Source organism: Saccharothrix syringae (assembly GCF_009498035.1).
Taxonomy (GTDB): Bacteria; Actinomycetota; Actinomycetes; order Mycobacteriales; family Pseudonocardiaceae; genus Actinosynnema; species Actinosynnema syringae.
Window position 1 is genome coordinate 10011696 of the sequence record NZ_CP034550.1, and the last position, 24400, is coordinate 10036095.

General features: G+C 73.5%; 32 protein-coding genes. 16 read left to right on the plus strand and 16 right to left on the minus strand.

Annotation, left to right across the window (positions count from 1 at the left end; genetic code table 11):
• Positions 1 to 3: 3 nt before the first annotated feature.
• Positions 4 to 1452 (minus strand): helix-turn-helix domain-containing protein, encoded by a 1449-nt coding sequence (locus EKG83_RS42235; RefSeq protein ID WP_051764943.1) that lies wholly within the window; start codon positions 1450 to 1452, stop codon positions 4 to 6.
• A 189-nt stretch (positions 1453 to 1641) separates the two neighbouring features.
• Between EKG83_RS42235 and EKG83_RS42240 the strand changes: the two genes are divergently transcribed.
• From EKG83_RS42240 to EKG83_RS42260, 5 genes are all read left to right on the plus strand, one after another.
• On the plus strand, positions 1642 to 1887 hold the full coding sequence (locus tag EKG83_RS42240) for a hypothetical protein (RefSeq protein WP_228122407.1): 246 nt from the start codon (positions 1642 to 1644) through the stop codon (positions 1885 to 1887).
• Complete coding sequence (locus EKG83_RS42245) at positions 1884 to 2240, plus strand: hypothetical protein (RefSeq protein ID WP_051764941.1); 357 nt, start codon at positions 1884 to 1886, stop codon at positions 2238 to 2240. Before EKG83_RS42240 ends, EKG83_RS42245 begins: the two co-directional genes overlap by 4 nt.
• 179 nt (positions 2241 to 2419) lie before the next feature.
• The gene (locus EKG83_RS42250) at positions 2420 to 3394 is read left to right on the plus strand and encodes a hypothetical protein (protein ID WP_153278773.1); all 975 of its coding nucleotides are present in this window, start codon (positions 2420 to 2422) and stop codon (positions 3392 to 3394) included.
• Positions 3395 to 3440: 46 nt separating this feature from the next.
• Complete coding sequence (locus EKG83_RS42255; RefSeq protein WP_033429147.1) at positions 3441 to 4046, plus strand: histidine phosphatase family protein; 606 nt, start codon at positions 3441 to 3443, stop codon at positions 4044 to 4046.
• Positions 4039 to 4524: a GNAT family N-acetyltransferase gene (locus tag EKG83_RS42260; protein WP_084716145.1), complete on the plus strand. Its 486-nt coding sequence runs from the start codon at positions 4039 to 4041 to the stop codon at positions 4522 to 4524. The genes EKG83_RS42255 and EKG83_RS42260 overlap by 8 nt, the downstream gene beginning before the upstream one ends.
• Here the strand turns inward: EKG83_RS42260 and EKG83_RS42265 are convergent.
• The gene (locus tag EKG83_RS42265) at positions 4499 to 4987 is read right to left on the minus strand and encodes a hypothetical protein (RefSeq protein ID WP_084716144.1); all 489 of its coding nucleotides are present in this window, start codon (positions 4985 to 4987) and stop codon (positions 4499 to 4501) included. The two genes, EKG83_RS42260 and EKG83_RS42265, sit on opposite strands and share 26 nt — an antisense overlap.
• 71 nt (positions 4988 to 5058) lie before the next feature.
• On the opposite strand from EKG83_RS42265, the gene EKG83_RS42270 reads away from it, so the two are divergent.
• Complete coding sequence (locus EKG83_RS42270) at positions 5059 to 5514, plus strand: MarR family transcriptional regulator (RefSeq protein WP_033429144.1); 456 nt, start codon at positions 5059 to 5061, stop codon at positions 5512 to 5514.
• A 39-nt stretch (positions 5515 to 5553) separates the two neighbouring features.
• On the opposite strand, the gene EKG83_RS42275 is transcribed toward EKG83_RS42270, so the two are convergent.
• From EKG83_RS42275 to EKG83_RS42285, 3 genes are all read right to left on the minus strand, one after another.
• Complete coding sequence (locus EKG83_RS42275; protein WP_228122408.1) at positions 5554 to 6348, minus strand: SAM-dependent methyltransferase; 795 nt, start codon at positions 6346 to 6348, stop codon at positions 5554 to 5556.
• Between the two features lie 224 nt (positions 6349 to 6572).
• Positions 6573 to 7310: a S1 family peptidase gene (locus EKG83_RS42280; RefSeq protein WP_033429142.1), complete on the minus strand. Its 738-nt coding sequence runs from the start codon at positions 7308 to 7310 to the stop codon at positions 6573 to 6575.
• 126 nt (positions 7311 to 7436) lie between these two features.
• Positions 7437 to 7835 (minus strand): hypothetical protein, encoded by a 399-nt coding sequence (locus EKG83_RS42285; protein ID WP_033429141.1) that lies wholly within the window; start codon positions 7833 to 7835, stop codon positions 7437 to 7439.
• Between the two features lie 255 nt (positions 7836 to 8090).
• Between EKG83_RS42285 and EKG83_RS42290 the strand changes: the two genes are divergently transcribed.
• Together EKG83_RS42290 and EKG83_RS42295 are read left to right on the plus strand one after the other, a co-directional pair.
• A complete protein-coding gene (locus EKG83_RS42290) occupies positions 8091 to 9035 on the plus strand; it encodes a diacylglycerol/lipid kinase family protein (protein WP_033429140.1) in 945 nt (314 codons plus the stop codon).
• 224 nt (positions 9036 to 9259) lie between these two features.
• On the plus strand, positions 9260 to 9514 hold the full coding sequence (locus tag EKG83_RS42295) for a WhiB family transcriptional regulator (RefSeq protein WP_015104912.1): 255 nt from the start codon (positions 9260 to 9262) through the stop codon (positions 9512 to 9514).
• A gap of 131 nt (positions 9515 to 9645) precedes the next feature.
• Here the strand turns inward: EKG83_RS42295 and EKG83_RS42300 are convergent, their stop codons facing one another.
• Both EKG83_RS42300 and EKG83_RS42305 read right to left on the minus strand, forming a co-directional pair.
• Positions 9646 to 11124 carry a sensor histidine kinase gene (locus EKG83_RS42300; protein ID WP_033429139.1) on the minus strand — a complete coding sequence of 493 codons (1479 nt, stop codon included), beginning with the start codon at positions 11122 to 11124 and terminating at the stop codon, positions 9646 to 9648.
• Positions 11125 to 11340, minus strand: a complete 216-nt coding sequence (locus EKG83_RS42305; RefSeq protein ID WP_033429138.1) for a biotin/lipoyl-binding carrier protein — start codon at positions 11338 to 11340, stop codon at positions 11125 to 11127.
• Between the two features lie 108 nt (positions 11341 to 11448).
• On the opposite strand from EKG83_RS42305, the gene EKG83_RS49940 reads away from it, so the two are divergent.
• On the plus strand, positions 11449 to 11523 hold the full coding sequence (locus tag EKG83_RS49940) for a 50S ribosomal protein bL37 (RefSeq protein WP_096498094.1): 75 nt from the start codon (positions 11449 to 11451) through the stop codon (positions 11521 to 11523).
• Positions 11524 to 11883: 360 nt separating this feature from the next.
• Here the strand turns inward: EKG83_RS49940 and EKG83_RS42315 are convergent, their stop codons facing one another.
• The 3 genes from EKG83_RS42315 to EKG83_RS42325 form a co-directional block, all read right to left on the minus strand.
• Positions 11884 to 13071 (minus strand): class I tRNA ligase family protein, encoded by a 1188-nt coding sequence (locus EKG83_RS42315; RefSeq protein WP_033429137.1) that lies wholly within the window; start codon positions 13069 to 13071, stop codon positions 11884 to 11886.
• 116 nt (positions 13072 to 13187) lie between these two features.
• The gene (gene rsrA / locus EKG83_RS42320; protein WP_033429136.1) at positions 13188 to 13499 is read right to left on the minus strand and encodes a mycothiol system anti-sigma-R factor; all 312 of its coding nucleotides are present in this window, start codon (positions 13497 to 13499) and stop codon (positions 13188 to 13190) included.
• Complete coding sequence (locus EKG83_RS42325; protein WP_033429135.1) at positions 13496 to 14122, minus strand: sigma-70 family RNA polymerase sigma factor; 627 nt, start codon at positions 14120 to 14122, stop codon at positions 13496 to 13498. The genes rsrA and EKG83_RS42325 overlap by 4 nt, the downstream gene beginning before the upstream one ends.
• A 226-nt stretch (positions 14123 to 14348) precedes the next feature.
• On the opposite strand from EKG83_RS42325, the gene ybaK reads away from it, so the two are divergent.
• Entirely contained in the window at positions 14349 to 14825 is a 477-nt protein-coding gene (ybaK, locus tag EKG83_RS42330) for a Cys-tRNA(Pro) deacylase (RefSeq protein WP_033429134.1), read from the plus strand.
• A 5-nt stretch (positions 14826 to 14830) separates the two neighbouring features.
• Here ybaK and EKG83_RS42335 read toward each other — a convergent pair whose 3' ends face one another.
• The gene (locus EKG83_RS42335) at positions 14831 to 15442 is read right to left on the minus strand and encodes an alpha/beta hydrolase family protein (protein ID WP_033429133.1); all 612 of its coding nucleotides are present in this window, start codon (positions 15440 to 15442) and stop codon (positions 14831 to 14833) included.
• Positions 15439 to 16200 carry an SOS response-associated peptidase gene (locus EKG83_RS42340; protein ID WP_033429216.1) on the minus strand — a complete coding sequence of 254 codons (762 nt, stop codon included), beginning with the start codon at positions 16198 to 16200 and terminating at the stop codon, positions 15439 to 15441. The genes EKG83_RS42335 and EKG83_RS42340 overlap by 4 nt, the downstream gene beginning before the upstream one ends.
• 97 nt (positions 16201 to 16297) lie before the next feature.
• On the opposite strand from EKG83_RS42340, the gene aroA reads away from it, so the two are divergent.
• From aroA to EKG83_RS42360, 4 genes are all read left to right on the plus strand, one after another.
• Complete coding sequence (gene aroA / locus EKG83_RS42345) at positions 16298 to 17563, plus strand: 3-phosphoshikimate 1-carboxyvinyltransferase (RefSeq protein WP_033429132.1); 1266 nt, start codon at positions 16298 to 16300, stop codon at positions 17561 to 17563.
• Between the two features lies 1 nt (position 17564).
• A complete protein-coding gene (rsgA, locus tag EKG83_RS42350) occupies positions 17565 to 18575 on the plus strand; it encodes a ribosome small subunit-dependent GTPase A (RefSeq protein ID WP_033429131.1) in 1011 nt (336 codons plus the stop codon).
• An 84-nt stretch (positions 18576 to 18659) separates the two neighbouring features.
• Entirely contained in the window at positions 18660 to 19028 is a 369-nt protein-coding gene (locus tag EKG83_RS42355) for a VOC family protein (protein WP_033429130.1), read from the plus strand.
• 74 nt (positions 19029 to 19102) lie between these two features.
• Positions 19103 to 19678 (plus strand): maltokinase N-terminal cap-like domain-containing protein, encoded by a 576-nt coding sequence (locus tag EKG83_RS42360; RefSeq protein WP_033429129.1) that lies wholly within the window; start codon positions 19103 to 19105, stop codon positions 19676 to 19678.
• Position 19679: 1 nt separating this feature from the next.
• Here the strand turns inward: EKG83_RS42360 and EKG83_RS42365 are convergent, their stop codons facing one another.
• From EKG83_RS42365 to EKG83_RS42375, 3 genes are read right to left on the minus strand one after another with little or no spacing between them, the layout of a single operon-like run.
• Entirely contained in the window at positions 19680 to 20171 is a 492-nt protein-coding gene (locus EKG83_RS42365; protein WP_033429128.1) for a DUF6912 family protein, read from the minus strand.
• The gene (locus EKG83_RS42370) at positions 20168 to 21544 is read right to left on the minus strand and encodes a WS/DGAT/MGAT family O-acyltransferase (protein WP_033429127.1); all 1377 of its coding nucleotides are present in this window, start codon (positions 21542 to 21544) and stop codon (positions 20168 to 20170) included. Before EKG83_RS42370 ends, EKG83_RS42365 begins: the two co-directional genes overlap by 4 nt.
• A 45-nt stretch (positions 21545 to 21589) precedes the next feature.
• Positions 21590 to 22246, minus strand: a complete 657-nt coding sequence (locus EKG83_RS42375) for a phosphotransferase (RefSeq protein WP_033429126.1) — start codon at positions 22244 to 22246, stop codon at positions 21590 to 21592.
• 12 nt (positions 22247 to 22258) lie between these two features.
• Here EKG83_RS42375 and EKG83_RS42380 point away from each other — a divergent pair, with 12 nt between their 5' ends.
• Positions 22259 to 23056 carry a TrmH family RNA methyltransferase gene (locus EKG83_RS42380; RefSeq protein WP_051764964.1) on the plus strand — a complete coding sequence of 266 codons (798 nt, stop codon included), beginning with the start codon at positions 22259 to 22261 and terminating at the stop codon, positions 23054 to 23056.
• Here the strand turns inward: EKG83_RS42380 and EKG83_RS42385 are convergent.
• Positions 23045 to 23440 carry an HAD-IA family hydrolase gene (locus EKG83_RS42385; RefSeq protein ID WP_228122410.1) on the minus strand — a complete coding sequence of 132 codons (396 nt, stop codon included), beginning with the start codon at positions 23438 to 23440 and terminating at the stop codon, positions 23045 to 23047. The genes EKG83_RS42380 and EKG83_RS42385 overlap by 12 nt on opposite strands.
• A 60-nt stretch (positions 23441 to 23500) precedes the next feature.
• Between EKG83_RS42385 and EKG83_RS48810 the strand changes: the two genes are divergently transcribed.
• Positions 23501 to 23914, plus strand: a complete 414-nt coding sequence (locus EKG83_RS48810; protein WP_228122411.1) for an Rv3235 family protein — start codon at positions 23501 to 23503, stop codon at positions 23912 to 23914.
• Positions 23915 to 24400: the final 486 nt, after the last annotated feature.

A 24400-nucleotide genomic window follows, 5' to 3' on the forward strand; every position in this document is an offset into this window, starting at 1 on the left:
TGTTCAGCGAGCGCCGGCCCAAGCCGCCAGGTCCAGCAGGCCGGTGCTGAGTGACGGGTGGGTGCGCAGCAGCACCGACAGGGCTTGGCGTACCTGCGGGTGGGCTCGGGTGTGTTCGGGGGCAGCTTGACGGGCGGCCTGGAGGCAGACGTAGGCGTCTTCGTGGTGGCCGAGGTCGAGCTGGGCGCGGGCCAGGTCGATGTAGTAGTGCGAGCGGCGTTCTGCGGGGAGTTCCCGCGGGGGCTGCCAGGTGGCCGCGCGTTGGATGCCTGCCGGGTCGCGCAGCTCGGCGGCTACGGCAAGCTCGTGGATGCGCAGTGAGGCAGGGCCGAACGCGGTGCCGTGGTAGACGCCTTCGGGTGCCGCATGGATGGCGTAGCGGGCGGTGAGCAGGTGGTCGGCTGCGATGTCGGCTTTGCCCGCTCGGGCGGCCACGACCGCGGCGCGCATGTGGAGAGCGCCGAACGCGGCTGCGGTCGGGGCCTGCTTGAGGTTGCGGGTGGGGATCTGGTCGGCGGCCAGGTCGAGGGCGCGGGCGGCGGCGTGGAGGTCGCCACTGGCGAAGAACGTCTCGGTGCGCACGTAGGACACCGCCGCGGGCAACAGCGGGTCCTCGGATTCCTGGGCTGTCGTGCGCATGAGGTCGATCAGGCGAGCCGACAGGTCGAAGTAGCGGTACTTGTAGGCCACGCCGTCGGCGGCGCGCAGGGCCAGGGTGAGCAGGGAAGCGGCCTGGCGGCGGTCGTCGGCGGCCAGGAGCTGGCGGGCGCGGGCCAGTTCGCCGATCAGGCCGGGTAGGTGGCGGACCAGTTCGCCGTAGCGCGCTTCGAGGCGGTGTTCGTTCATCAGGGCGACGTCGGCGCGCAGCTCGGCAAGGCTGCGGGTGGGGCCGTCGTCGGGTAGATCGAGGATGTCGAGTGCACGGCGTAGGCGCGGGATGGCTACGTGGACGATGTCCAGCTCTTGTGGGCCGGCCGTGCTACCCTGGTCGACCGGCGCCCACGTCGGCTGAGTCGAGAATGCGGGACTCGGGTCCACTGTGCGGCTGGCGTACAGCTCCTGGACGTCGTGGACTTCCCGCACTCCGCCGTTGAACCACCGCAGGTGGTGGGGCACGTGGAGGGCGTTGCACCAGCGTTCGAGGCGTTCGAGGTCGGTGACCGGGCGGCGGGTGCGTTCGATTTCGCTGACCCGGCCCTGGGTGAGGTCGAGCCAGGCCGCGAGGGTGGTCTGTGAGACGGTGGGGTTCTGGGCCTTGCGGTAGGCGCGGAAGACCTCGCCGATGCTGCGGGACTCGAACGCCTCGCGCAGGGCCGGCTGCGTCCAGAACTCACGCGGCAGCGCGGGGGCGCTGAGTGTAGAAGCCGCAGCGCACTTCCCACATTGAATGCCCCGGTTGTCACTGGCCAGGAGCGTGTCACAGGTGCGGCAGCGCCGTTTGAACGTGCCCACTCCTCTGTCCACCCCCTGCCGCAACCCTCGACCACTTCGGAGTGTAGTCCGACGATTACTGACTGACCTGGGGATAGTGGTGATCCCACTAGTACCAGTGGTCGCTGGTATGGGTTCGATCTTCCTTTCGCGTGAATCTGATCCGGCAAGCACCAGACATACGCGGAGGTGAGGCCAATGGGGTTGTACATGCTCCTCCAGACCGAGGAGGAGGCGGCACTGGCCGAGCACGCACAGGGACACCCGTCCCCGGTGATCTCGTCCGACGCGCGGTTGGCTCTGCAGATCGCCGACCGGGAGAAAGGCACGCAGCCTGTTATCCGCTTCGCGCGGGAGTTGGCCGGTGCCGCGCCGGCGTTCGCCGATCGGTGCGAGGCGCTGGCGACGGTGGTCGGCACGACGCCGGACGACGTGGCCAAGGCGGTCAACCAGTGAGTGGTGTCGAGCAGTTGCCGCCGGTGTGTGATGAGGCGTCGTTCCGGGTTCTGGGTGACTACCTGGCCCAGCGGGGCGCGCCGCGGTTGTTCGCGGTGGTGCAGGAGTACGGCCGGTGCGTGAACGCGCATGTCGCGGCCTACGGGATGGCGTTCGAGGACAGGGTGGTGATGTTGTCCAACGACGGCCGGGACTTCACGTTCACGCTGTCGTGCATGGAGAGCGCGGTGGGCTTCTACCACCGCGAGGAAGACGGCCTCACCGCGCGTGTGGTGTGGCTGAGCATGCTCGACGACGCCGAAGCGGAGAGCGAAGAAACATTCACGGCCGGAGCGGTGCGGGTCGCGGCGTAGCGGACGGCCTGAGCGGACCAGTTCCGCAGCCGACCGTGGCGGTATTCGCCGTGTGATCCCACCGCCACGCTCGGCCAAGTCGCGAAACGCGTCGGGTAACGGTTCCGCAAACCGGGCTAATGCCCCGCGACCACGCGCGACCCCTCTCGCACAACCCGTTCCACCTGCGAGGTGACGCGATGACCGCACCGAGGGCAGCAGAGCACGACCGAGAACTCCTCACCGCGTTGAACAACGCCAAGGCGAGCGACTGGCGCGTCGGCGCGGCGGCACGGCTGCGGTGGCTGGAGGACGAGAGCGAGGCGCTCGGAAACCCGAGATCCGCCCAACGGGCATTGCAGGAGGCGCGCCACGTCCTGCTGACCACCCCCGGCAAGAAGCACCTCGTGCGCAGGTGGTGGTCCGGCTGGGACGTGGAGCGCACCTGGCGCGCCCTGCACGACGCGGAGGCCACCATCCTGGGGCTGCGCGCCGCGGCCGACCCGGAGGCGTGCCTGCCCGCCCTCGGCGCCTGGGTGTCGAAGTACCTCCCCGCCGACGACCGGCGGCGGGAGGCGTTGGACCGGATCGACCCCGCGGGTGGCACCGGCGCCCCGGTCGGCCTGGTCGTCGGGAACGCGCTGCGCGCCGCCTTCGAGGCGTCCGACGACCGGCACCGGGCGCTGCGCGGGCACCGGAACAAGCTCATCGTCACCGGCGTCATCCTGTTCACCCTCACGATCGCCCTGGGCGCCGTCGTGTCGTCCGACCCGGCGTTGCTGCCCATGTGCCTGGACAAGCCGCCCGACGACAGGTACTGCCTCGGCACGGACGACAACGGCGACATCTGGTTCGTCTACCTGCTCGGCACCCTCGGCGCCGCGGTGGCCACCGTCCAGTCGCTCCTCAGGCTCGAACCGAGCCCCGCGCCCTACACGCTCAGCGGGTACCTGGCCATCGTGAAGTTCCTCCTGGGCGCCGTGTTCGCGGCGCTGGGCGTGGCGATGGTGGGCACCGGGGCGCTCGCCGTCTCGAACGTCGTGACCAGCCAGGAGGGCCTCGCACTGGCCGCGGTCGTGCTCGGGTACGCCCAGCAGATCGGGACGAGGTTCCTCGACACCGCCTCGACGCGCGTGATGGACGCGGTGCGGCCGGGGCGCGACCCGCGGGGGTAGCCGACGACCCCGGCGAACCGGACACCCCGCCCGTAAGATCACCACCGTGACGTCACACGTCTACCTGCTCCGCCACGGCCAGACCGAGTGGTCCGAGAGCGGCCGCCACACCGGGCGCACCGACATCCCGCTCACCGACACCGGCGTGCAGCAGGCCCGCCGCGCGGGTGCGGTGCTCGCCCGGCTGCGCGCCACGGACCGGCCGCCCGCCCTCGTGCTCGCCAGCCCGCGCCGGCGGGCCTGGCGCACCGCCGAGCTGGCCGGGCTGCACGAGGTCGAGCGGACCGAGGACGTGCGCGAGTGGGACTACGGCGACTTCGAGGGCCTGACCACCCCGCAGATCCGCGAGACCGTCCCCGGCTGGACCGTGTGGACGCACCCGTCGCCCAACGGCGAGACCGAGCGGCAGGTGCACGAGCGCGCGACCGCCGTGCTCGACCGGGCCCGCCGGGCCCTCGCGGGCGGTGACGTGGTGATCGTCGGCCACGGCCACTTCAGCCGCGTGCTCATCGCCGCCTGGCTGGGCCTCCCGCCGAACCAGGGCGTGCACTTCGGGCTGGACCCGGCGGGCACCACCGTCCTGGGCGACGAGCGCGGCGACCCCCAGGTGCGCCGGCTCAACGTCCCGGCCTGGGAGGTCGGCGTTGACTGACCCGCGCGTGCGCCGCGCCCACCCGGACGACGTGCCGGCGATCGTGGGCCTGGTCGAGGAGCTGGCCGAGTACGAGCGCCTGCGCCACGAGTGCCTGATCACCGCCGAGCAGCTGCACGACGCCCTGTTCCGGCCCGGCGCCGCCCTCTTCGGGCACGTGGCCGAGGAGGGCGGCCTGGTCGTCGGCACCGCCCTGTGGTTCCTGAACTTCTCCACCTGGCGCGGCGAGCACGGCATCTACCTGGAGGACCTCTACGTCCAGCCCGCCCACCGCGGTTCCGGGCTGGGCCGCGCCCTCCTCCAGGCCCTGGCCGAGGAGTGCGTCGAGCGCGGCTACGCCCGCCTGGAGTGGTCGGTGCTCGACTGGAACGCCCCGTCGATCGGCTTCTACAAGTCCCTCGGCGCGGTGCCGCTGGACGAGTGGACCGTCTTCCGCCTCACCGACGACGCCCTCACCCAACTGGGGCAGGCCGGCTGACCGCGGCCTGCCGGATCAGCCCGATCCACCACACGAACGTGTAAGCGATGACGGTCGGGTTCTTCACGAACAGCAGCACGGCCAGGTAGGTCGGCGACGAGTCGAACAGCAGGTCGCCGACCACCCGCTCCAGCACCACGTCCGCCACCAGGAACGCCACGCCCAGCAGCACGGCCTGCCACACCAGCGACGGCCAGTGGTGTGACACGAACGTGCGAACGTTGGCCCACCGGGGCCGCTCGTCGCGCATCGCCAGGCGCCACACCACGACCACCAGCGCCACCCGCGCGGCCATCACGACCACCTCGGACGCGAACGCCAGGCCATCCGGCACGCCCCAGTTCACCGCCACGAGCCGCTGCACGGACCCCACCAGGGACAGCCCGACGACCACCGGCCAGTGCCGCGCGTAGAACCGCGCCGCCCACCTCGGCGCCTCCAGCGCCAACCTCAGCTCCGACATCCCCATCCCTTCAGCACTCCGAATATTTTAGTTCAGTGTACTGAAATGTCTGGAGAGGTAAAGTGCCCGGCATGGACGGACGCGACCACGGACGCGACCACGGGCGCGAGCTGAGCACCGCTGTGGTGGCCTTCCACGAGGCCGTGGGCGCCCGGCTGGGGGTGGGCGCGGTCGACCAGCGCGCCCTGGCCCTGATCTCCGCCGAGGGCCCGATGACGGCGGGCGAGCTGGCCAAGCGGATCAACCTGACGCCCGGCGCGGTCACCGGCGTCGCCGACCGGCTGGAGCGGGCGGGCCTGGTGCGCCGCGAACCCGACCCCGGCGACCGCAGGCGCGTGGTGATCAGCGCGGTACCCGGCGCGTTCGGCGGGGTCTTCGCGGGGCTGAGCGCCGCGATGGCGGAGCTGTCCGCCCGCTACTCGCCCGAGGAGCAGCGGGTCATCGCGGACTGGGTCGCCCGCACCGTCGACGTGCTGCGGGAACAGGCGCGGCTGCTCACCGAGGGGCACGCGCCCAGGCGCCGGTGAGCCGGCACGGCCGCGGGCGCCCCGGGCCGGCCCCCGCGCTCACCGCCCGGGACCGGACGGGCGCTTCACCCCGACGGCCCCGTAGGCGACCGCCTCCGCGCCGCCCTCCGGCTCGCCCTCGCCGCGCCACCGGGCGGCCAGCACCAGCCCCGGCTCCAGCAGCTCGAACCCCGCGAACACCGGCTCCAGCTCGGCCTTGGACCGCGCCACGATCGGCGACAGCGTCTCCCCGGCCACCCCGACCAGCTTCTCCACCATCTCCGGCTGCTCGTCGGCGGTCAGGTGGCTGACCACCAGGTAGCTGCCGTCGACGACCGCGTCCCGGTAGCGGGCCACCAGCTCGGCCGGCCGGTCGGCGTCGGTGAGGTACGGCAGGATCCCGACCATCAGCACGGCCACCGGCCGGCTCAGGTCGAGCAGGCCGCGCACCTCGGGCGAGGACAGCACCGCGCCGACGTCGCGGACGTCGACCTCGGCGATCGCCGCGCTCGGGTTGTCCCGCAGCATGGCGCGGCTGTGCGCGACGGTCGCGGGCTCGTTGTCCACGTACACCACGCGGCACGTCGGGTCGACCTGCTGGGCGGCCTCGTGCACGTTGCCCGCGGTCGGGATGCCCGAGCCCAGGTCGAGGAACTGCCGGATGCCCGCCGCCACGCACGCGCGCACCGCGCGCCGCAGGAACGCGCGGGAGTGCTGGACCATCTGGGCGGTCGGGATCTGCGGCATGGACTGCTCGGCGAACTCGCGGTCGACCGCGAAGTTGTGGGCCCCGCCCAGGTAGTAGTCGAACAACCGGGCCACGTTGGGGCGCTCGACGTCACCGGTCGTCGACACCCATCTCGGGGGGTTCTGCACTGCGCACCTCACCCTGCACGGCACCCGGAGCGGCGCGAACGCCTGCCAGACCGTATCTGGCTACTCCGTTCGTGTCCATCCGCCAAACGTGAACACGCAGGGTGATTGTTACTGGTGGACGCCCCTCCGACCAAACCGCGAGGCCCCGGCCGGGGGGAGTGCGGGCGAAGGGGGGCCCGCTCCCCCGGCCGGGGGTGCCGCGGTCACACGCCGGCGTAGGAGCGGATCCAGTCGCGGTAGCGGGTGACGGCGGTGTAGTTGGACCGCGAGGAGCGGTCGCTGGTGGAGGCCACGCCGACCTGGTAGCGGCGGCCGTCGACCGGGCTGGTGGCGAACATCGGGCCGCCCGAGTCGCCGCCGGCGGCGATGCCGTCGACGCGCGTCACCGAGATCGCGATGCCGCCGCGGTAGTCGCGGCCGTTGACCGACGTCACGCGCGTGTTGGCGTACTTCAGGTAGCGGGCCTGGCAGTTGATCTCCGGCTGGTTGGTGCACGTGGCGCCCCAGCCGTAGAGCTGCACGGTCTGGTTGACCTGAACCGCGGTGGTGGTGCCCAGCGGCGCGTAGGTGGCCGACACCGACCGGTCCAGCCGCGCCAGCGCCAGGTCCACCGACGGGTGCTGGATGATCTGGGTGGCGGTGGCCAGGGTGCCGCCGGTGGTCTGGTCCAGGCTGCCGATCCGGAAGGTGTAGGTGCCCGAGGACGCCACGCAGTGCTGCGCGGTCAGGACCCACGTCGGCGCGATGATGGTGGCCGAGCAGTTCTGCTGGCCGTTGCGGAACAGGCGGGCCGCCCAGGGGGCGTCGGTCGCCGTGCCGCCGCCGATGATGTACGGCTCGACGGCGGCGGGCGCGGCGGAGGCCGCCGGCACGACCGCCGTCAGGGACAGCAGCGCGGCGGCTGCTCCGACCACCGCGTGCAGGACGCGATTGAGTCGCATGGATTCGTCACCTCAACGAACGCAGGGAGTGGTGAATTCACCACGCACAGCGTCACTCGTTCAGGTGACGGAGACCACCCGCCGTTAGTCGGCGAACGCACAGCCGATGGTCTGCCCCCGAATGTCCTACTCGTCCGCTTCGTCCAGTCCGGCCGCCCACCGCCGCACCTGCGGGGTGAACAGCAGGACCACGATGACGAGCGAGTACGCGCCGACCAGCGCGCCCCACAGCTGCTGCCCGGACGGCCCGTACATGTACCAGGCCACGCCCAGCAGGAGCAGCTGGACGACGAACGCCGGCGTGGTCCCCCAGCGCTTGCCCAGCACCAGGCCGACCCCGGCCACGCCCACGCCACCCGACAGGACGGTGAAGTAGACCGCCTCGCCGACCACCCCGCCCGGGTTGACCGCGCTGAAGGCCCGCACCACCAGCGCGACCGCGAACGCCAGCCCGACGAGGGCCTGCAACGACGTCAACGCACCGGCCACCCGGACCGCCGCGGGCACCCGCTCCCGGTTCGACACGCTGGACCTTTCCTCACCGTGAGTACTCGTCACGCATCGTAGGCCACCCGGTTGGCGAGTCCCGTTCGACCGCACCAGGGGAGAGGATCAAGGGCAGTCTTCGGCGAGCCGGCGGTCGGGCCGGGGTGCACTTGTCGCAGACGCTCCGCAGTGCGACGCGTGAAAGGAGATCTGGGCCACTTGCGTGCGCGCTAAACGCCCCTACCGGGTGACACGTGATCTGACGCAGGTCACGCGCTGTCCTACCCTGCAGGGGTGCGCGCACTTCTGGTGGTCAACCCGCAGGCGACGGCGACGACGCCTGCCGGCCGCGACGTGCTCGCGCACGCGCTGGCCAGCGAGGTGAAGCTCGACGTGGTCGAGACGGACTACCGCGGGCACGCGGCGGACGCCGCCGCGCGCGCCGTCGTGGACGGGTACGACCTGGTGGTCGCGCACGGCGGCGACGGCACGGTGAATGAGGTGGTCAACGGCGTGCTGCGCGGTGGCGCGCGGCCGGACCTGCCGCTGCTGGGCGTCGTCCCGGGCGGCTCGGCCAACGTCTTCGCGGGCGCCCTCGGCCTGCCCCGCGACCCGGTCGAGGCGACCTACCGCCTGCTCCAGGCCATCGAGCACGGCACCAGCCGCCGGGTCAGCCTCGGCAAGGTGGCCTCCGCCGGCGCGGGCCACGACCACGACCGCTGGTTCACCTTCAACGCGGGCGTCGGCTGGGACGCCGACGTCGTCGCCGGCGTCGAGCACCAGCGCGCCAAGGGCAGGCAGGCGTCACCGGGCCTCTACGCCCGCACCGCCCTGACCAGCTACTTCAACCAGCGCCACGCCCCCGCGAGCCTGACCGTGCAGGTGCCCGGCGAGCCCGCGTTCGAGGACGTGCGGCTGGCGTTCGTGTCGAACACCGACCCGTGGACCTACCTCGGCGACAAGGCGATCCGGCTCAACCCGAGCACGTCCTTCGACGGCGGTCTGGGCCTGTTCGCCCTGCACGGGATGGGTTTGCCGACCGTACTCCGCTATGTCGCGCATCTTTTGGCGACCGATGGGAACCCCAAGGGGGCGAACCTGCTTCGGCGGGACGACGTCGAGTACGTCCGGGTGACGAGCCGCGAGGCCGTCAACCTGCAGGTCGACGGCGACCTGCTCGGCCCGTGCACCGAGGTGGAGTTCACCAGCGCGCCGGGCGCGCTGACGGTGGCCGTGTGACCTCGGCGTTACCGTCGCGCTACCCATCCGCGACGTAGTGGCCCGCCCAGGTGCCGCTGCGTGAAAGCCCAGGTGAACTCGGTCGATCTTTCGGGTGAGTTCACTCACCGGGTTAGTGCTAAACCCTTGACATCCCAGCCGTTCGTGAAAGCATTCACAAGCACCCCAAAACCGACCGCTGACGACCGGCGCGCCCTCGCGCGCCTAGCTGAGGAGTAGTTCCAATGGACTGGCGCCACCGCGCGATCTGCCGCGACGAGGACCCCGAGCTGTTCTTCCCCGTGGGGAACAGCGGTCCTGCGCTCCTGCAGATCGCCGAGGCGAAGACCGTCTGCCGCCGTTGCCCCGTCGTCTCCGACTGCCTCGCGTGGGCGCTGGAGAGCGGCCAGGACGCCGGCGTGTGGGGCGGGATGAGCGAAGACGAGCGCCGCGCCCTCAAGCGCCGCAACGCTCGCACCCGGGCTCGCAGCAACGCCTGAGCCGAACGAGCAGTACTCAAAGCGAGAGGCCCGACACCGTGCCAGGTGTCGGGCCTCTCGTTTGTTGCACACCCTCCCGCATGACCACGTGACCCCGCTGAGGTGGGCAGTCACGTGTGCACGGGAGCAGTCTAACGCCGCGCCCTCAGGGGCACGCGCAGGACCGCCTCTGTACCGCCTTTGGGCCGGCGCCGCAAGCTCAGCGAGCCCCGGAGTTCGGACTCCACCAGCGTCCGGACGATCTGCAGCCCGAGCCGGTCGGTGCGCTCCAGCGAGAAGCCCTGGGGCAGGCCCTTGCCGTCGTCGGAGATCACCACGTCCAGCCACTTCGCCGACCGCTCGGCGTGCACCACGACCTCGCCGCGCTGGCCGGCCGCGTAGGCGTGCTCGAACGCGTTCTGCACCAGCTCGGTCAGCACCATCACCAGCGGCGTGGCCAGCTCGGCGGGCACGATGCCGAACGGGCCGTCCCGGCGCACCACCACCTGCGACTCGGTGGCCGCGACGTCGGACATCATCGGGATGACCTTGTCCACGACCTCGTCGAGGTCCACCCGCTCGTCCACCGACATCGACAGCGTCTCGTGCACCAGGGCGATGGAGGTGACCCGGCGGACCGACTCGGCCAGCGCCTCCCGGGCCTCCTCGCTGCTGGTCCGCCTGCTCTGCAGCCGCAGCAGCGCGGCCACGGTCTGCAGGTTGTTCTTCACCCGGTGGTGGATCTCGCGGATCGTCGCGTCCTTGGACATCAGGGCGCGGTCGCGGCGGCGGACCTCGGTGACGTCCCGGCACAGCACCAGCGCGCCCGCCGCGCTGCCCCGCGGCCGCAGCGGCAGGGCGCGGAACAACACCGCGGCGCCCCGGCGCGACTCGGCCTCGATGCGCATCGACGGCTGCCCGTCCAGCGCCGCCCGGATGCGCTGGGCGACCTCGGTGGCGTCGAACGGGTCCCCGATCAGCGACCGCGTCAGCGGCGCCAGGTGCACGCCCACCAGGTCGGACGCGTGGCCCATGCGGTGGTAGGCGCTCAGCGCGTTGGGGCTGGCGAACACCACCGCGCCCGAGGCGTCCAGGCGGATCAGGCCGTCACCGACGCGCGGGCTCGTGTGCACGTCCGGGGACGGCTCGGTGGTCGGGAACGTGCCGTCGGAGATCATCTGGCACAGGTCCGCGGCGCTGCCCAGGTAGGAGATCTCCAGCGGGCTCGGCACGCGCGGCACCGCCAGGTTGGTGTTGCGGCTGAGCACCGCGATGACCTCGTCGTTGCGCTTGACCGGGATGGCCTCGCGGCGCACCGGCACCCCCAGGTGCCAGCGCGGGTCCTCCTCGCGGCAGATCCGCTGCTCGGTGATGGCGCGCCGCAGCTGCGGGTGCTCGTCGACGTCGACCGCGCTGCCCACGACGTCCTCCGGGTGCGCCGTGGGCGCCGTGGTCGGCCTGGCCTGGGCGACGCAGAGGAACTCGCGGTCGTCCAGCGGCACCCACATGAGGAAGTCGGCGAAGCTCAGGTCCGACAGCAGCTGCCACTCCGCGACCACCAGCTGCAGGTGGTCGACGGCGGCGCCGGAGAGCTTGGTGTGCTCGGCGAGCAGGTCGGTGAGCGTGGACAGCTACTCCACCACCGCGATCAGGTCGCCCTCCTGCACCACGTCGCCGGTCGCGACCGCGATGCGGGTGATCCTGCCGGAACCCTCCGGGAGGACGGGGATCTCCATCTTCATGCTCTCCAGCACGACGACGGTCGTCTCGTGGTCGACCTCGTCGCCCTCCTTGACGGCGATCTGCGCCACGTTGGCGACGATCTCGGCACGGATCTCCTCGGCCATGGCCCTCCTTCGCTCGGTGTCAATCCAACCACGATTCAGGCCCCGTGATGTGCGGTTCAGGGGTCGTGCCACACTGACGTGAGGTAGTTCGAGCACTAGGAGAACCCCATGTCGAAGCGTGCCCGCAAGCGCCGCGACCGCAAGAAGGGCGGCGCCAACCACGGGAAGCGCCCCAACGCCTGAGCGATCCGGCGTGCACGAGGCCCCCGGGACCGCGGTCCCGGGGGCCTTCGGCTTTCCGGGGGAGGGTCGGCGGGGGCGATCGGCGGGTAGGGGCGCTGCTAGGGGTGCATCGGGGTGGGCCGTGCGGGAGCTGGGCGCGCGGCTGCCGCGTCCGGGGCTTCCGGGGCCCGGGAACCCTCCCGGGACCCTCGTACGGCCACCTGCGGCTCTGCCCTCGCGTCCCTGCGGCCCTGCCCTCGCTCACCGGGCCTCGCGCCACCGCGGGACGCCGGCCAACGCGTCGAAAGGCGCCGGCGTCACCGCGAGCCCTCGCATCAGCGGCCCTCGCTCACCGAGCCCTCGCGTCGTCGGCCCCTCGCTTCACCGGCGCGGGAACAGGGCGCGGGGCGCGGCCAGCGACTCCGTCAGCGTGATGCACTGCCCCGCGATCCCGGCCGCCAGCGTCGGCAGGAACGGCGTCAGCTCCGTCGCCAGGGCGCGGCAGGCCGTGAGCAGGGCGGCCAGGACCGCGTCGAGCCGTTCCCCGGCGTCGCGGTCACCGGCCCGCTCGGCGCGCGCCAGGTCCCACGGCCGGGCCTGGTCGGCGTAGCGGCGGGCCGTCACGACGACCCGCCACACCGCGTCGGTGGCCGCCCGGAAGTCGAAGGCGGCGAGCGCGTCGTCCACCCGCCCCGGCGCGTCCCGGCAGGCGGCGAGCAGGGCGTCCGCGCCGGGCAGCAGGCCGGCCGCGGGCGGTCGGCCGCCACGGTAGCGGTGGACCATGGTGGTGGTGCGGTCGACCAGGTCGCCCAGCACGCCCGACAGCTCGGCGGCGGCCAGGCGGGCGACGCGGTCGTCGGCGGTCCCGTCGCGCAGCAGCCACCACCGCACCGCGTCCGCGCCGTGCCGCCGGGCCTGCCGGGCGAGGTCCGGCCCGGTGGGGTGGGCGCAGACGTCCGTGGGCGGCGGCAGCCCGGCCGACAGCAGCACCGCGGGCCAGAGCAGGGCGTGGCGGTGCAGGTCGTCCGCGCCCACCACGTGCACCCGCCGGTCGCCCTCCAGCCACCAGCGCCGGGGGTTCGGGCCGTTGCCCAGGCCGGTCAGGCCGACCGCCGCGTCCCACCACGGCGCCATCACCCGACCGGGGTCGTCGGGCACGGGGACGCCCGTCCCGGCCGGGCCGTCGGCCCGCACGTCGACCACCCCGGCGCCCAGCAGCGCCAGCACCGCGTCCCGGCTCCCGACCGGCTCGACCCGCAGCCCGCCGCCGGCGACCAGCTCCCGCAGCCGCCCGCCGTACCGGGACAGCCGGAAGTACCACCCCTCCCCCGCCCGGCGCAGGTCACCGGCCGCCGCGCAGGCCCGCCACAGCCGCTCCACGCCCACCCGGTGCCCGGGGTCGTCGGCGCCGGCGAGGTCGGTGGACGACAGCGCCAGCAGGTCGCGGGGGTCGCGGTCCGGCGAGACCAGCAGGAAGCGCACCCGGTCGCCCCGCAGGCGGCGGTGGCGGGCCAGCACGTCGGCCCGCACCGCGTCCAGGTGCGAGGCGGTCACGTAGTACCGCGGCATCGGCCCTCCCGGGGTCGGGACCGCGCGACCGTAGCAACGGCCGCCCCCGCCGCACACCGGGTTTTCCGGGTACGACGACGGCGCCGGACCGGGTCCGGCGCCGTCGTCGGGGGATTTCAGTCGGCCTTGGTGGTGGTCGTGGTGGTGACCTCCACGTCGACCTCGACCGTGCCCTCCCGGGTGGTCTGGAACAGGTGGGCGCGCACCCGCCGCCGCAGCTCCTCGGGCGCGTGCTCACCGCCGCACTTGCGGGCCAGCAGCGCCTTCAGGTGCTCCTCGATGCCGTACTGCTCCAGGCACGGGTGGCACTCGTCCAAGTGGGTCTGCAGCAGCGCCTTGCGCTTCTCGTCGCACTCGTGGTCCAGGAAGAGCCAGACCTCGGACAGGACCTCGGAGCAGTCCGTCTCGTGGTGTTCGCCGCAGCTCATCGGTCCGCCGCCTCCCGCCGGCCGTCGCGGAGGAAACCGCGGTCACGCGCGACGTCGGCCAACTGCTCGCGAAGCTGCCTGCGGCCCCGGTGCAACCGGGACATCACGGTGCCGATGGGGGTGCCCATGATGTCTGCGATCTCCTTGTAGGCGAAGCCCTCGACGTCGGCGAGGTAGACCGCGATCCGGAACTCCTCGGGCAGTCTCTGGAGGGCGTCCTTGACGTCTGAGTCCGGCAACCGGTCGAGCGCGTCCACCTCGGCCGAGCGCAGGCCGGTCGACGTGTGGCTCTCCGCCTGGGCGAGCTGCCAGTCGGTGATCTCGTCGGTCGGCTGCTGGAGCGGCTGGCGCTGCTTCTTGCGGTAGCCGTTGATGTAGGTGTTGGTCAGGATCCGGTACAGCCACGCCTTGAGGTTGGTGCCCTCGGAGAACGAGGCGAACGCCGCGTACGCCTTGAGGTAGGTCTCCTGCACCAGGTCCTCGGCGTCGGCCGGGTTGCGGGTCATCCGCAGGGCCGCCGAGTACAGCTGGTCCAGCATCGGCATGGCGTCGCGCTCGAACCTGGCTGCGCGCTCGGCCGTGGTCTCGTCGGCCGGCGTGACCTGCGTTCGCGTGGCTGGCACCGCGCTCCCTTCCCACCTGCCGGTCAGCGCGGTGGACGTCGTCTGGGACGCGTCCGAGGATACGCGGCGCCCCCCGGGGCGGCAGCGGGCGGAACCGCGTGGTGGGCGAGCCCTGACCGTCCTGCCGACCTGCTGGTCCATCACCTCGGTAACCACGTCCTGCGCAACGCCGTCGAACCGGAAGTCATTCCCGGGTCGGGGGCCGGCTCGGCTAGGGTGCGCGATCATGGCCGGACGTGGTACGCCCGCCACCGCGTTGCTGGACAAGCAGAAGGTGGCCCACCAGCTGCACGCCTACGAGCACGACCCCCGCCACGAGTCCTACGGCCTGGAGGCCGCCGAGGCGCTGGGGATCTCACCCGAACGCGTGTTCAAGACCCTGGTCGCCGAGGTGGACGGCAGGCTGGCCGTGGGTGTGGTGCCCGTCACGGGCCAGTTGGACCTCAAGGCCCTCGCCGCTGCCCTCGGGGGCAAGAAGGCGAGGATGGCGGAGGTCGCGGCGGCCGAGCGCGCGACCGGGTACGTGGCGGGCGGCATCTCGCCGCTGGGCCAGAAGAAGCGGCTGCCGCTGGTGCTGGACGCCTCGGCCGAGGCGTTCGGGACGATCTACTGCTCGGCGGGCAGGCGGGGCCTGGAGGTCGAGCTCGCGCCCGCGGACCTGGTGCGGCTGACGCGGGCCGTGGTGGCCCCGATCGCGGGCTGAGCGGGTCAGTCCAAGGGCCGCAGCACCCGGTCCAGCCACTCGCCCGCGGCCCGGTGCACGCCCTCCAGGTCGGCCTTGAGGTTGTGGTCGCCGGGCAGCAGCACGACCTCGCGGTGGTGCGCGGCGGCCGGCCGGCCGAACGGGTCCTTCTCGCCCTGCACCACCAGCGTGGGCACCTCCACGGCGTCCAGCTCGGGCATCCGGGTCCGCTCCGGCCTGCCCGGCGGGTGCACCGGGAAGGCCAGGCACAGCACGGCCACCGCCTGCCCCTCCGCGGCCGTGCGGCAGGCCACCCGCGCGCCGGACGAGCGGCCGCCGAAGACCAGCGGCAGGTCGTCGAACCAGTGGTCGCACAGGTCGTCGGCCACGGCCAGCCACGCCGCGTCGAGCTGCTTGGCCGGGGCGGGCGCCCGCCGGCCCGCCACCCGGTAGGGCTGCTCGACCAGGGCGACGTGCACGCCGACGTCGACCGCGGCCCGGGTGGCGGCCACGAGGTCGGGCGCGGCGATGCCGCCGCCCGCGCCGTGCCCGAGCACCAGCGCCGCCCGGCCCTCGGCCGCGCAGTGCAGCTCGGCCCGCGCCGGGCCGTAGGGGGTCTCGACCACCCGGGTGGTCATGAGAGCTCGAACAAGGTGGGCTCCGGTTTCTCGGACTCCCCCAGGGCGACCGCGTCCACGAGGGACGGGTCGTTGTTCCTGATGCTGTTGACCCGCATGGACACCGGCCGCAGCTCCAGCGCGGCCACCACGGCGGGGTCGGGCGCGAGCAGGTCGGTCGGGTCGGGCCGGTCGGGGTCCAGCCACGCGGACCAGCGGTCGCGCGGCAGCACCAGCGGCATCCGGTGGTGCACGGCGGTCATCTCGCCGATCGCGTCGGTGGTGAGCACCGCGCACGTGATGACGGGCCTGCGCTCGTCGCCCTCCTGCTGCCACCACACCGACCAGATGCCGGCCATGGCGAGGCTGGAGCCGTCACCGGGGTTGATGAAGTACGGCTGCTTGCGGCCCTCCCCGGGCTGCCACTCGTACCAGCCGTCGGCCGGCACGAGGCACCGGCGCTTGGCCGCCGAGTCCCGGTAGGCGGGCTTGGCGAGCACGCTCTCCGACCGCGCGTTGATCATCTTGGCGGCGCCGGAGGTGTCCTTGGCCCAGTGCGGCACCAGGCCCCAGCGCATCACCCGGACGCTGCGCTCCACGGTGCCCGGGTCGGCGTTGCCCTCCTCGTCGCGCGGGTGCCGCTCGACCACCGCGAGCACGCGCTTGGTCGGCGCGACGTTGTAGTCCGGCCCGGGCGCCTCGCCCCCGGTCCCGTCCACCGCGTCGAACTCGGCCGCCAGCAGCGCCGGGTTCTTGGTGGAGGCGTACCTGCCGCACACGAACATCACCCCGCAACGATCACGTCCAGGCGGCCATCGTCGCACGTCGGAATGCCCGGTGCGAGCCGTCGGGAACCCCATGCGGGATCATCGACGCATGACTGAGCAGTGGTCCGCTCCCACCGTCGACGGCCCCGTGCACGCGACGGTACCCGTACCCGGTTCCAAGTCGATCACCAACCGGGCGCTCGTGCTCGCCGCGCTGGCCGACCGCCCCTCCACCGTGCACGCGCCGCTGCGCAGCCGCGACACCCTGCTGATGGCCGCCGCGCTGCGGTCGCTGGGCATCGGCGTCGAGGACGGGCCGGACGGGTCGTGGCTGGTCGCGCCGGGGACGATGCGCGGACCGGCGCGGGTGGACTGCGGGCTCGCGGGCACCGTCATGCGCTTCCTGCCGCCCGCCGCCGCGCTGGCCGTGGGCGACGTGTCCTTCGACGGCGACGAGCACGCCAGGGTGCGGCCGATGACCACGATCCTGGACGCGCTGCGCGCGCTGGGCGCCGACGTGGAGGGCGACGCGCTGCCGTTCACCCTGCACGGCAAGGGCGGCGTGCCCGGCGGCGAGGTCACCGTGGACGCGTCGGCGTCGTCGCAGTTCGTCTCCGGGCTGCTGCTGTCGGCCGCCCGCTACGAGGGCGGGGTGACCGTGCGGCACTCGGGCAGGCCGGTGCCGTCGCTGCCGCACATCGAGATGACGGTGTCGATGCTGCGCGAGGCCGGGGTCGAGGTGGACGACTCGACCCGCGACGTGTGGCGCGTGGCGCCGGGCCCGGTGGCGGCCCTGGACCGGCACGTCGAGCCGGACCTGTCCAACGCCACCCCGTTCCTGGCGGCGGCGGCCGTGACCGGCGGCTCGGTGACCATCCCGGGCTGGCCGGCCCGCACCACCCAGCCCGGCGGCGCCGCGCGCGAGCTGTTCGAGCGCATGGGCTGCGCCGTGGAGCTGACCGCCGGGGGCCTCACCCTGACCGGTCCCGACCGGCTCACCGGCATCGACGTGGACCTGCGCGACGAGAGCGAGCTGACGCCGACCGTGGCGGCGCTCGCGGCCCTGGCCGACGGCCCCACGCGCATCCGCGGCGTCGCCCACATCCGCGGCCACGAGACCGACCGCATCGCCGCCCTCGCCGCCGAGATCAACCGGCTGGGCGGGGACGCCGAGGAGACCGAGGACGGCCTGGTGATCACGCCGCGGCCGCTGCGCGGCGGGGTGTGGCGGGCCTACGCCGACCACCGCATGGCCACCGCGGGCGCCATCGTCGGCCTGGTCGTCGGGGGCGTGGCCGTGGACGACATCGGGTCGACGACGAAGACGATCCCCGACTTCCCGGGGATGTGGTCCGCGATGCTCGGAGCGCGCTGACGTGGCTCGCGGCGACTGGCGGCGGCTCGACGAGTCCGACGTGCGGGTGCGACCGGGCAAGGGCACCCGGCCGCGCACCAAGCGCAGGCCCGAGCACGCGGACGCGGTGCCCGCCATGGTCGTCGGCGTCGACCGCGGCCGGTGGACGTGCGCGGTGGACGACGACCCGGAGCGGCTGGTCACCGCCATGCGCGCGCGGGAGCTGGGCCGCACCCCCGTGGTGGTCGGCGACGGCGTGGGCCTGGTCGGCGACACGTCCGGCCAGCCGGACACCCTGGCCCGGATCGTGCGCGTCGACGAGCGCCGCAGCGTGCTGCGCCGCACCGCCGACGACACCGACCCGTTCGAGCGGGTGGTGGTGGCCAACGCCGAGCAGCTCGTGATCGTGTCGGCGCTGGCCGACCCGCCGCCGCGGCGCGGCTTCATCGACCGCTGCCTGGTCGCCGCCTACGCGGGCGGCCTGGAACCGCTGCTGTGCCTGACCAAGAGCGACCTGGCGCCGCCGGACGACCTGCTCGCCGCCTACGCCGAACTGGCCCTGCCGGTGGTGGTGACCAGGTCCGACCAGGACCCGGTCGAGCTGCGGGAACGCCTGGTCGACCGGGTGTCGGCGCTGATCGGGCACTCCGGCGTCGGCAAGTCCACGCTGGTCAACAAGCTCGTGCCGGACGCCAACCGCGCGGTGGGCGTGGTCAGCGGGGTGGGCAAGGGGCGGCACACGTCCACGCAGGCGGTGGCGCTGCCGCTGCCGGGCGGCGGGTGGGCCGTGGACACGCCGGGCATCCGGTCGTTCGGGCTGGCGCACATCACGCCGGACGACATCGTGGCCGCGTTCCCGGACATGAAGGCGATGGCGGAGGAGTGCCCGTCCGGGTGCGGGCACCTCGGCGCGCCCGAGGACCCGGACTGCATGCTGGACGCGCTGGTCGAGACGGGCGAGGCGTCGCCGGGCAGGCTGGCGTCGCTGCGCAGGCTGCTGGAGTCGCGGGGCAGGTTGGAGGAGTACGACTAGGCCGCGGGCACGGCGGTCGGCCGCCCGATCGGGTGCCCCCCGGGACGTGGGCCGGTGCGGGCGGCGGTAGTACGGTGCGCACCCGTGGCGAAGGTGACCGGCATCGGCGGTGTGTTCCTGCGCGCCCGCAACCCCGCCAGGATGGCCGAGTGGTACCGCAGGCACCTCGGGGTCCCGATGAGCGCGGGTGGCGCGGTGACGTTCCACTGGGCCGAGGCGGAGACCACGACGCTGGCGCTGTTCGCGCAGGACACCGACTACTTCGGGGAGCCCGGCCAGCGCGCCATGCTCAACCTGCGGGTCGACGACCTGGCGGTGCTGCTGGAGCAGCTGCGGGGCCGCGGGGTCGAGGTGCTGCCGCAGACGGAGGACTCCGAGTTCGGCCGCTTCGGGTGGTGCGTCGACCCGGAGGGCAACCGCATCGAGCTGTGGGAACCCGCGCCGGGCATGTAGGCGCGGTCCCCGGTTGGACGCGCGATTCCCCGAAGCGGGAGCGGGGCGCCGTGGTCGCCCGGTAGCGTGCCGCCATGGCGAAGATCCACGCCGGCGCGACCCTGACCCCCGGCTTCCGCGACTTCGTCCCCCGCTGGGTGGCGCGGCAGCCGTGGTACCGGGGTGCGGGCGTGCCCGCCCTGACCCCGGTGGGGTTCTTCCGCTTCGAGGACCCGGCCGGGCAGGTCGGCGTCGAGACGCACCTGCTGGCGGACGGCCCGACCCTCTACCAGGTCCCGATGACCTACCGGGGCGCGCCCGCGGCCGACGTCCCCGCGGACGCCCTGATCGCCACGGCCGAGCACAGCGTGCTGGGCACCCGCTGGATCCACGACGGCGAGGCCGACCCGGTGTGGCGCGACCTCGTGCTGGACCTGGTCCGCACCGGCGGCGCCTCCGCCCCGGCAGGCGGGCCGGGGACCGGCGCCGCGCGGGCCCGGGGCGAACGGCTCGCCCCCGGACCGCTGAACCACGTGCACCTGGTGCGCGTGCCCACCCCCGGCCCCGTCGAGCACCCGCCCGGCACCACCGGGCTCGTGCTGGGCACCTGGCACCCGGGCGGACCGGGCGGCGAGGCGGTCGACGGCTGCCTCGCCGCGGTCAGCCGCTGAACTACATCAGCTCCAGCACGAACGGCAGCTCCTGCGGCGCGTACCAGGCCAGCTCGTGGTCCTCCGCCCCGCCGAGCGCGAACTCCGCGTCCGGGTCGCCCAGGTCGGCCGCGTCGATCACCTCCGCCGCCGCGCGCACGTCGTCCTCCGCCTCCCCCGTGTCCAGGTGCACCGCGGCCACCTGCGCCAGCGCCACCGGCCCGGACAGCTTCACCACCGAGAAGTCCAGGTCGGGCCGCAGCTTCACGTCGTCGACGTCGACCGACACGACCGCCCGCCGCGGCACCGCCTTCTCGTCCGCCGCGATCAGCCGCAGCGACGCGCGCGCCGCGTCGAGCATCGCCGCGTACTCCAGCTCCTCGGTGTCACCGGCCGCGTAGGACTCGCGCAGCGCCGGCGTCAGCGCGAACCCCGTGCCGCCCACCGGCACGAACTGCCCCTGGTCCACCAGGTCGCGCAACACCGCGACGGTCGCCGGGAGGTACACCCTCATGCGGACACCGTTCCCATCAGCTCCTCCACCGACTCCTCCACCATCGCCGCGAGCACGTCCACGTCGGACATGGCGTCGCGGTCGGCGTTCAAGCCGAAGTACACCCCGCCGTCGTACGACGTCACCCCGATCGACAGCGCCTGGTTCTTCGCCAGCGGCACGACCGGGAACATCTCGATCATCCTCGCCCCCGCCGCGTACAGCGGCACCTGGGGACCGGGGACGTTGGTCACCACCACGTTGAACAGCCGCCGCGAGAACGACGACGCCGCCCGCGCGCCCAGCGCGTGCAGCGTCGGCGGCGCGAAACCGGAGAACCGCACCAGCGTCTGCGCCGCCACCGACTGCCCGGACTCCTGGTGGGCGCGCATCGCGTGCGACACGTGGTGCAGCCGCACCACCGGGTTCGGCTCGCCCACCGGCAGGTCCACGAAGTACGCGGCCACCTGCGCCTCGTCGTCGCGCACCGACATCGGCGCCATCGCCCGCATCGTCGTCCCGGCCGTCACGACCTCGCCGCGCGAGAGCAGCCACGTCCGCAGCGCGCCCGACAGCACGGCCAGCACGCCGTCGTTGACGGTGCCGCCGTGCGCGCGGCGGATCGCGCGGAACTCGTCCAGCCGCGCCCGCGCCACCGCGAACCGCCGCTGCGGCGAGATGCGCACGTTCAGGGGGCTGCCGGGCGCGGGCGTCGCCGCCGTGCGCACCGCCGAGGCCAGGCCGCCGAACACCCCGGCCACCTTGCGCACCGCGGCCACCGTGTCCATGGTCGCCGACCGGACGTTCTCCACCAGCTCACCGGGCCGCTGCACGGCCTCGGCCACCGCGTCCGCCACCAGCTGCACCCCGCTCGGCGCGGGCGAGGGCATCCACAGCGACTCCACCGGCGGGCGGGGCGTGGCGGACACGTCCAGGATGACCTGGCCGATCTCCGGCGCGCCCAGGCCGTTGACCACGGCCTGGTGGGTCTTGGTGACCACCGCGGTCCGGTTCCGGGCCAGGCCCTCGACCAGGTAGACCTCCCACAGCGGCCGCGCGTGGTCCAGCGGGCGCGACATCAGCCGCGCGACCAGGTCGTGCAGCTGCCGGTCGCTGCCCGGCTTCGGCAGCGCGGACCGCCGCACGTGGTAGGTGACGTCGAAGTCCTGGTCGTCCACCCACACCGGCCGCGCCAGCCGCCCCGGCACGGGCACGACCTTCTGCCGGTAGCGCGGGACGAACGAGAGCCGCTCCTCGATCAGGCCGACCAGCCGGTCGTAGTCGAAGCCCGTGCGCGGCCTGCGGAACACCGCCACCCCGCCCACGTGCATCGGCGTCGTGGAGTCCTCCAGGTACAGGAACGAGGCGTCCAGCGCGGACAGGCGGTCTGGCATGTCGACCAGGCTAGTCGCTGCCGGGTGGTGCGGTCGGGCCCGTGATCAGCCGGTGCAGTCGGCCACCAGCCGGCGCACGGCGCTGACCTCGGCCTCGTCGCGCTGGTGCCGGGCCAGCCGGATCGCCGCGGCGGCGGGCATGGCCTGGCGCACGTCGCCGTCGACACCCGACAGGAAGCCCCGCAGCAGCCGGGAGCGGGCGAGCCGCTTGAACGGCCGCAGCGGCGCCACCGCCATCGCCAGCCAGCTCATCGCCACGTCCACGCGCCGGTCGCCCCGGCGGGCGCCCGCCCAGTCGACCACCACCGGGCCCTCGGGCCCGAGCACGACGTTGCCGGGGTGCAGGTCGAGGTGCAGCAGGCCGCCCTCGCCGTCCAGGAAACCCGGCGCAGGCACGGCGTCGAGCCTGCGGTGCAACTCGGCCAGCTCCCGCCCCAGCGCGCCGGCCCGCCACGGCCTGGCGTCGACCTCCTGGGACATGCGCGGCCCGGGCACGTACTCCATGACCAGGTCGGTCTCCGAGACGTCGGCGACCCTGGGCACCGGGACGCCCTGCCGGCGCAGGTAGCGCATCAGCTCGGCCTCGGGCCCGGCGGCGCGGCCCGCGCGGTTGCGCTTGACCAGCAGGCCGTCGGGACGCAGGTAGACGTCCGCCTCCCGGCCCGCGGCCAGCAGGCGGTGCGCCTCGTCGCGCGGTGCCATGTGACGATCATCATGGTTGACAGCGGAGAAACAAGCCCCAAACGGGTGGAGGACACTGCTCCCGTGGATGTTTCGCCCAAGGACAAGTTCGTCACCGTCTACGGCCGCAAGCCCGTGCTCGAAGCGCTGGACGACCCGCGGCTGGAGGTGGACAAGGTGGTGCTGGCCGACACCGCGCGCGGACCGGCGGCCCGGGAGATCCTGGACGCGGCCGGCCGGCGGGGCGTGCGGGTGCAGCGGGCGACCGCGCAGCGGGTGAAGGTGCTGGCCGGCAACGGGCGGCACGACCAGGGCGTGCTGGCCGACGTCGTCGCGCCCCGGATGCGGCCACTGGACGTGGCGCTGCGCTCGCACCCCCGGCACGTGCTGGTGCTGGACGGCATCACCACGCCCGCCAACGTAGGCATGATCCTGCGCACCGCGACCGCCGCGGGCATCGAGGGGATCGTGGTGCCGCGCCGGGGCGTCGCCTCGATCGACCCGCTGGTGGTGAAGGCGTCGGCGGGCGTGGCGTTCCGCGCCCCGGTCCTCAAGTGCGCGACGGCGGCCGAGGCGGTCGAGGCGCTGCGGGCGGCCGGCTACCCGGTGTACGCGCTGGACGCCGGCGCGCGGAGCACGGTGTACGACGCGGAGCTGCCCGGGCGGGCGGCGTTCGTGCTGGGCAGCGAGACGGCCGGGGTGTCGGACGACGTGCGGCCCCACGTGACCGGCTGGCTGTCCATCCCCATGGCCGCGGGCGTCGAGTCGCTGAACGTGGCCAGCGCGGCGGCGGTGCTGTGCTTCGAGGTGGCCAGGCGGTCAGCCCAGTAGGACGTCCAGCTCGCCGAGGGTGGCGTCGACGGACCGGTGGTGGACCCCGACCATCCCGGCCGCGACGGCACCGCGGACGTTCACCGCGAGGTCGTCGACGAAAACACACTCGTTCGTGGGAAGCCGAAGAAGCTCGGCGACGAGCAGGTAGACCCGGCGGTCGGGCTTGGCGACCCCGACCTCACCGGACGTGACGACGACGTCGAACACCGGCGCCCAGGCCGAGGGCGGCCGCCACAGGCCGTCCGCGTTGGACAGGATGGCCGGCCGGACCCCCTTGCCCCGGAACCGGCGGGCAGCGGCGACCAGCGGCGGTTCGACGGCGGCGTGGTCATCACCCAGATCGGTGAGCACGCCGCCGTAGTCGAGCACGAGTCCGCGCACCCGCGTTGCCTCCATCAGGTGATCAAGGTACGTACGGCGGCCGCTCGCACTCGGTTCAGCATGCCACCTCAACTGCGCACGCTGCCCCCGTCGTGGGCTCCCGGGACCGCCACCACTGCCCAGGGCCCCTCCCCCAGCTCACCCACCGCCCCGGGTTCACCCGTTCCGGCGCCACGACCTCCCACGGCACCGGATGCCCGCCACTTCCTCATCCCAGCCCTGGAAACCCTGTGCGGCCGACGCCCCGCGAGCCAGTTGGCCAAGACCTTCGCCCCACCAGCCGTCACCGCGCTGTCGCAAGCGGTGACGAGGAACCGAACCCGCCTGGGCCGCTACCGGTTGTGCCAGGTCTCCTCGGACGCGGCGGAGCTGGCGGGCACCCTGCACATGCCGACCCGAACCCGAGCCTTCGCAGCCAGGGTCGAACGCCACGGCGACCGCTGGCAGTGCACCGAATTCCACCTGCTCCCCTGACCCCCGCCGCACTCCCTCCCCGCTCCCCACCGACCTCCCCTAACACGACCGGGTGATCATCAGCCCAAACATGTACGAAAACGCCGTTACGGCCATCGGTTGATGAAATCGAGGCCCGGCAACCACCCCTCCACGACCACAACGGACCCACCCACGAGGCCATGCCACGAGGCCATGCCACCACCCCGGACCCCGGCCACAGCCACGAACCACCAGTGACCCGCCACCCGACGCGCACCACCCAGCGCACACCACCCAGCGCACACCACCCAGCGCACACCACGCCTGACAGCCGACCGCAGCCACCCGCCGACCGCAGCCACCCGCCAGCCACCGCCAGCCACCGCCAGCCACCCGCCGCGAGCCGCCAGCTGTCCGCCGCACCCCGGCGCGATGCCGCCCACTCAGGCGCACTGAAGTGCGGAAACGTGGAAGCGCAAACACGCGGAGGCGGGGCCCCGACCTCGGTCGAGACCCCGCCTCCGC